We start from the raw sequence: 6,428 nt of genomic DNA on the forward strand, positions 1-6,428 counted from the left end.
TTTCGGTCCTTATGCCTGAGTGCCGGTGCTGAAGTCTTCCAGCGGAGTTGCGACCGGATAGTAAGTGTCATTGGTTTTCGCTTTAGCGCGTAAACCCTCTGGCACCTGATACAGCGCACCCAGATGCGAATATTGTTCGGCGAGTTTCAGGTACGCGGCGGTGCCCAGCGTGTCCAAATAGCGGAACGCGCCGCCGTGGAACGGAGGGAAGCCGATGCCGTACACCAGCGCCATATCGGCCTCGGCCGGGCTGGCGACAATGCCTTCTTCCAGGCAGCGCACCACTTCGTTGATCATCGGGATCATCATGCGGGCGATAATGTCATCCGGCGCGAACTCGGCTTTTTGGCCCGCCAGCAGCTTATCCACCTGCTCGTCATTCTCTTTGCGCGGCTTGCCTTTGCTGTCTTCGCTGTAGCGATAGAAGCCCAGCTGGTTTTTCTGCCCAAAGCGCTGGTTATCAAACAGCACGTCGATCGCATCGCGATAGTCTTTCGCCATTCTGTCCGGGAAGCCTGCCGCCATGACGGCCTGGGCGTGGTGCGCGGTATCAATACCCACCACGTCGAGCAGGTAAGCCGGGCCCATCGGCCAGCCGAACTGCTTCTCCATCACTTTGTCGATTTGGCGGAAGTCCGCGCCGTCGCGCAGCAGCAGGCTGAAGCCCGCGAAGTAAGGGAACAGCACGCGGTTGACGAAGAAGCCCGGGCAGTCATTCACCACAATTGGCGTTTTCCCCATGCTCAGAGCATAAGAGACGATGCGCGACAGCGTTTTTTTGGAAGTTTTGGCCCCACGGACGATTTCAACCAGCGGCATACGGTGAACCGGGTTGAAGAAGTGCATGCCGCAGAAGTTTTCCGGGCGCTTCAGCGCCGTGGCTAACTGGTCAATGGGAATGGTCGAGGTGTTGGACGCCAGCACGGTGTCGCTGTCCAGCAGGGCTTCGGCCTCGGCCAGCACCGCCGATTTGATTTTTGGATTCTCGACCACGGCTTCAACCACCACTTTGGCGCGTTCGATGCCGCTGTAGCTCAGGGTTGGCTGAATAGTAGAAAGCACTTTCGCCATCTTCAGGCCGTCGAGTTTGCCGCGTTCCAGCTGTTTATTCAGTAGCTTGGCCGCTTCATTCATTCCCAGCGTCAGCGACTTATCATTAATGTCTTTCATAATGACCGGCACGCCTTTCAGGGCTGACTGATAGGCAATGCCGCCGCCCATGATCCCAGCACCCAGTACCGCAGCCTGCGTGGTTTTCTCACTTTCGCTCGCCAATTTCTTGGCTTTGCCTTTGATGAACTGGTCATTGAGGAAGATACCAACCAGCGTGCGGGCCTCTTTGGATTGCGCGAGGGGAACAAAGCTGGCGGTTTCCAGTTTCAGGGCTTCGTCGCGACCGAGCTTGGCCGCGGCTTCAATGGTTTTCACCGCGGTCATTGGCGCAGGGTAGTGTTTGCCTGCGGTTTGCAGCACCATGCTTTTGGCCACGCTGAAGCTCATGGTGGCTTCAATCTGGCTGAGTTTCAGCGGCTGGCGCTTCACGTCGCGGCGGCCCTGCCAGTCGAGCTTGCCAGCAATGGCTTGCTTGAGCATGTTCAGCCCGGCGTCGCGCAGTTTTTCGGCTTCCACCACGGCATCGACCAATCCGACTTTTAATGCGTCTTTGCCACTGATGTCTTTACCGGCGGCGATAATTTCCAGCGCGCTGTCGGCACCCAGCAGGCGCGGCATGCGCACCGAACCACCAAAGCCCGGCATAATACCTAAACGAGTTTCCGGCAGGCCGATACGGGCGTCCGGCGTGGCGATACGGAAATCCGTCGCCAGCACGCATTCGCAGCCGCCGCCCAGCGCATAGCCAGTAATAGCGGAAAGCGTCGGAACGTTAAGATCTTCCAGACGGTTAAAGATGCTATTGGCAAAATTAAGCCACTGATGCAGTTTTTCGGCTGGAGCATTGAACAGGGAAAGGAACTCGGTGATGTCAGCCCCGACAATAAACGCCGGTTTGGCCGAACTGAGCAGCAGAGCTTTCAGATCAGTTTGCTTCTCAAGCACGCTAATGGCTTCGCCGAGGCTAGCCACGGTGCGGGTGTCGAGCTTGTTAACAGAGCCTGGAGCATCAAACACCAGCTCGGCAATGCCGTCTTGGAGCCAGTGCAGGTGTAATGTTTCGCCTTGGTAGAGCATGTGTCTCTCCTGAATCATCTGGGATGATCTGGTATGACCAGATGAATGGAGTGTGGTTTTTATGTTAATAATTTGCAAATGAGATGAGTGTAATTTGCTGGAGGGATCACAAACCTTCCGGGGCTACGACCTGTGCGCGGCTGTGATAAGATGCGCCATCGTTTTGCAGGAAAAAAGGACCGTTTGATGGAATCGCTTACTACGCTTTACAAAGAACATATCGCCACGCTACAGCAACGTGCTCGTGAAATACTGCAACGTAATCAACTTGATGCGTTATTAATTCACTCCGGTGATCTAATAACGACCTTCCTCGATGACCACAGCTATCCGTTCAAAGTGAACCCGCAATTCAAAGCCTGGGTGCCGGTCACCAAAGTGCCGAACTGCTGGCTGTGGGTCGATGGAGTTAATGCACCAAAACTTTGGTTTTACTCGCCGGTGGACTACTGGCACAAGGTAGAGCCTCTGCCTGACTCTTTCTGGACGCACGAAGTGTCGCTGTCGCCGCTGGCCAAAGCCGACGACATCAAAAACCAACTTCCTGCTGATTTGAAGCGCGTAGCTTACATTGGCTCAAGCCCGCAGCGGGCGATTAATCTGGGCGTGGCGGCAGATAACGTCAACCCGAAAGCCGTGCTGGACTACCTGCACTACCACCGCGCTTATAAAACTGACTATGAAATTGCCTGTATGCGTGAAGCGCAAAAGGTGGCGGTCAGTGGTCATCGCGCCGCGCAGGAAGCTTTTTTGTCCGGCATGAGCGAGTTCGACATCAACCTTGCCTACCTTACGGCGACCGGCCATCGCGATACTGACGTGCCTTATGACAACATCGTGGCATTGAATGAGCACGCGGCGGTGCTGCATTACACCAAGCTTGAGCACCAACCGCCAGCCGAAATGCGCAGCTTCCTGCTCGACGCCGGGGCTGAGTACAACGGCTACGCGGCGGATTTGACGCGTACCTACGCCGCCAAGCAGAACAACGACTTCGCCGATCTGATTAAAGATTTAAATACCGAAGAGTTGGCGCTGATTGACTCGATCAAAGCCGGTGTCAGCTACACCGATTACCATGTGCAGATGCACCATCGCATTGCTAAGTTGCTGAAAGCGCACAAGCTGGTGGTGGATATCAGTGAAGAAGCCATGGTGGAGCAGAACCTGACGGGGCCTTTCCTGCCACATGGTTTGGGTCATCCGCTGGGTCTGCAAGTCCATGATGTGGCGGGCTTCATGCAGGATGAAACCGGCACCCATCTGGCCGCGCCGTCAAAATATCCGTTCTTGCGCTGTACCCGCATTATTCAGCCAAAAATGGTGCTGACCATTGAGCCGGGTCTGTACTTCATCGAGTCTCTACTGGCGCCTTGGCGTGACGGGCAGTTCAGCAAGCACTTTGCATGGGATCGTATTGAGGCGCTGAAACCTTATGGCGGCATTCGTATCGAAGACAATATTGTCATTCACGACAATCACATTGAAAATATGACGCGTGATTTGAAACTTGCCTGATGCAGCCTTATCCCGTACCTGCTGAATCTGTCAGTTTCAGTGAAGAGATAAAGAAAAGCCGCTTTATTACCCTTTTGGCGCATACCGAAGGGGTAGAGGCGGCTAAGTCCTTTATAAATGATGTAAAAAGTCAGCATCCGACGGCTCGGCATCACTGCTGGGCTTTCGTGGCAGGCACGCCAACGGACTCCCAGCAGCTCGGCTTCTCTGATGACGGCGAGCCAGCGGGGACGGCGGGCAAGCCGATTTTGGCCCAACTGCTAGGCAGCGGCGTCGGCGAGATAACCGCCGTCGTGGTGCGTTATTATGGCGGCATTATGTTAGGCACCGGCGGCTTGGTGAAAGCCTACGGCGGTGGTGTTCAGCAGGCATTAAAGCTGCTTTCGATACATGAAAAAGTCCCACTCAGGGAATTTACGCTGCAATGTGACTACGCTCAGTTAACGCTGGTGGAAAACCTGTTGCAGCAGGTGGGCGGACATATTTTACAAAGCAATTACGGGGCGGCAGTCGACATGCGCCTGGCCTTACCGGCCACAGAAGCCTCGGCTATTGTCACCCGTTTATACGATCTCAGTCGCGGCACGCTCAATTTGCAGCCGGTTTTATAATTACTCTCTAATGACTCATTCGCTGAGGAACACGCCAGCATGCATTTTCGTGCCATAACTCGCATCGTGGGGGTGCTTGTCATCCTGTTCTCCGGAACGATGATTATTCCCGGATTGGTCGCACTGATTTACCGCGATGGCGCAGGGCGCGCGTTTAGCCAAACTTTCTTCGTGGCGCTGACCATTGGCCTGTTCCTCTGGTTGCCCAATAGAAAGCAAAAAAGCGAGCTAAAGCCGCGAGAGGGCTTCCTCATCGTGGTACTTTTCTGGACCGTGCTGGGCAGCGTGGGGGCATTGCCGTTTCTGTTTTCCGAGCGCCCGAACCTTTCCCTCACCGATGCTTTCTTTGAATCTTTCTCCGGCTTGACCACCACCGGCGCGACCACGCTGGTCGGGCTGGACTCGTTGCCGAAAGCCATTCTGTTCTATCGGCAGATGCTGCAATGGTTTGGCGGTATGGGGATCATCGTGCTCGCCGTGGCTATCCTGCCTATATTGGGCGTCGGTGGCATGCAGCTCTACAGGGCAGAAATGCCAGGGCCGCTGAAAGATAACAAAATGCGCCCGCGCATCGCCGAGACGGCAAAAACCCTGTGGCTAATCTACGTTTTGCTGACGATTGCCTGTGCTCTGTCACTGTGGGGCGCGGGGATGCCGGTGTTCGACGCCATCTCCCATAGCTTCTCTACCATCGCCATCGGCGGCTTCTCTACCCATGATGCCAGCATTGGCTATTTCCACAGTGGCACTATTAACACCATTATCGCGGTGTTCCTGCTGATCTCCGGCTGTAACTACGGTTTGCACTTCGCGATGCTCAGCGGCCGTAACCTTAAAGTGTATTGGCGCGACCCCGAATTCCGTATGTTCATTGGCGTGCAGCTGACGCTGGTGATTGTCTGTACCTCAGTGCTGTGGTTGCACAATGTTTATAGCTCCGGCTTAGAGACGCTCAATCAGGCGTTCTTCCAGGTGGTGTCGATGGCGACTACCGCGGGCTACACCACGGATAGCATTTCGAAATGGCCTCTGTTCCTGCCAATCCTTCTTCTATGTTCTGCCTTTATCGGCGGCTGTGCGGGTTCGACCGGCGGCGGCTTGAAGGTTATCCGTATCCTGCTGCTCTATTTACAGGGTTCGCGTGAACTGAAACGTCTGGTCCACCCGAACGCGGTTTACACCATTAAACTGGGTAACCGCGCACTGCCGGAACGTATTATCGAAGCGGTATGGGGTTTCTTCTCCGCCTACGCTTTGGTGTTTATCGTCAGTATGCTGGCTATCGTCGCGACGGGGGTGGATAACTTCTCTGCTTTTGCCGCCGTGACTGCCACCCTCAATAACCTCGGGCCGGGGCTGGGCGTGGTGGCTGATAACTTTGCTTCGATGAACCCCACTGCGAAGTGGATTCTGATTGTGACCATGCTTTTTGGTCGCCTTGAAGTCTTTACGCTGTTGGTTCTGTTTACTCCAACCTTCTGGCGTGAGTAATGACGTGTCTTATTTAGGAGGGAACTTGATATGAAAGCACTGGTGCTCTATTCAACACGTGATGGGCAAACGCATGCCATTGCTTCTTATATAGCAAGTTGCATGAAAGAGAAGGCCGAGTGTGACGTGATTGATCTGGTTCACGGCGAGCACGTCAATCTTTCACAATATGACCAAGTGCTGATTGGCGCTTCTATCCGCTATGGACACTTCAATGCCGTGCTGGATAAATTCATCAAGCGTAACGTCGACCAGCTCAACAACATGCCTTCGGCTTTCTTCTGCGTAAACCTCACCGCCCGTAAACCTGAGAAGCGCACGCCCCAGACAAACCCTTATGTTCGCAAGTTCCTGTTGGCGACGCCTTGGCAGCCAGCTTTATGTGGTGTCTTCGCCGGGGCGCTGCGTTACCCGCGTTACCGCTGGATAGATAAGGTGATGATCCAACTTATTATGCGTATGACCGGCGGCGAAACGGATACCAGTAAAGAAGTGGAATACACCGATTGGGAGCAAGTGAAGAGGTTTGCTGAGGATTTTGCCAAGTTATCGTACAAAAAAGCGCTGTAATGCTGGATCTCTGGGCATATCGTTGAAAAAAAACGCGGTTGGAAAATT

General features: G+C 54.4%; 5 protein-coding genes. 4 read left to right on the top strand and 1 reads right to left on the bottom strand.

Features of this window, described 5'->3' with window-relative positions:
* Window positions 1-9: 9 nt before the first annotated feature.
* Window positions 10-2,190, bottom strand: coding sequence for a fatty acid oxidation complex subunit alpha FadB (fadB, locus tag V2154_RS24725; protein ID WP_353504428.1), 2,181 nt, complete (start codon window positions 2,188-2,190; stop codon window positions 10-12).
* Between the two features lie 186 nt (window positions 2,191-2,376).
* Here fadB and pepQ point away from each other — a divergent pair, with 186 nt between their 5' ends.
* Genes pepQ through hemG form a run of 4 tightly spaced genes read left to right on the top strand, consistent with a single transcriptional unit; the run spans window position 2,377 to window position 6,380 of the window.
* A complete protein-coding gene (gene pepQ, locus V2154_RS24730) occupies window positions 2,377-3,708 on the top strand; it encodes a Xaa-Pro dipeptidase (protein ID WP_353504429.1) in 1,332 nt (443 codons plus the stop codon).
* Window positions 3,708-4,319: an IMPACT family protein gene (locus V2154_RS24735; protein ID WP_353504430.1), complete on the top strand. Its 612-nt coding sequence runs from the start codon at window positions 3,708-3,710 to the stop codon at window positions 4,317-4,319. Before pepQ ends, V2154_RS24735 begins: the two co-directional genes overlap by 1 nt.
* A 39-nt stretch (window positions 4,320-4,358) precedes the next feature.
* Entirely contained in the window at window positions 4,359-5,810 is a 1,452-nt protein-coding gene (trkH, locus tag V2154_RS24740; protein WP_353504431.1) for a Trk system potassium transporter TrkH, read from the top strand.
* A gap of 30 nt (window positions 5,811-5,840) precedes the next feature.
* A complete protein-coding gene (gene hemG / locus V2154_RS24745; protein WP_353504432.1) occupies window positions 5,841-6,380 on the top strand; it encodes a menaquinone-dependent protoporphyrinogen IX dehydrogenase in 540 nt (179 codons plus the stop codon).
* Window positions 6,381-6,428 lie beyond the last annotated feature (48 nt).

It is taken from the genome of Ewingella sp. CoE-038-23, assembly GCF_040419245.1.
GTDB lineage: Bacteria > Pseudomonadota > Gammaproteobacteria > Enterobacterales > Enterobacteriaceae > Ewingella > Ewingella allii.

Coding starts and splice junctions, on each gene's coding strand:
- fadB (WP_353504428.1), bottom strand. CDS start 2,190: ATGCTCTACCAAGGCGAAACATTACACCTGCACTGGCTCCAAGACGGC.
- pepQ (WP_353504429.1), top strand. CDS start 2,377: ATGGAATCGCTTACTACGCTTTACAAAGAACATATCGCCACGCTACAG.
- V2154_RS24735 (WP_353504430.1), top strand. CDS start 3,708: ATGCAGCCTTATCCCGTACCTGCTGAATCTGTCAGTTTCAGTGAAGAG.
- trkH (WP_353504431.1), top strand. CDS start 4,359: ATGCATTTTCGTGCCATAACTCGCATCGTGGGGGTGCTTGTCATCCTG.
- hemG (WP_353504432.1), top strand. CDS start 5,841: ATGAAAGCACTGGTGCTCTATTCAACACGTGATGGGCAAACGCATGCC.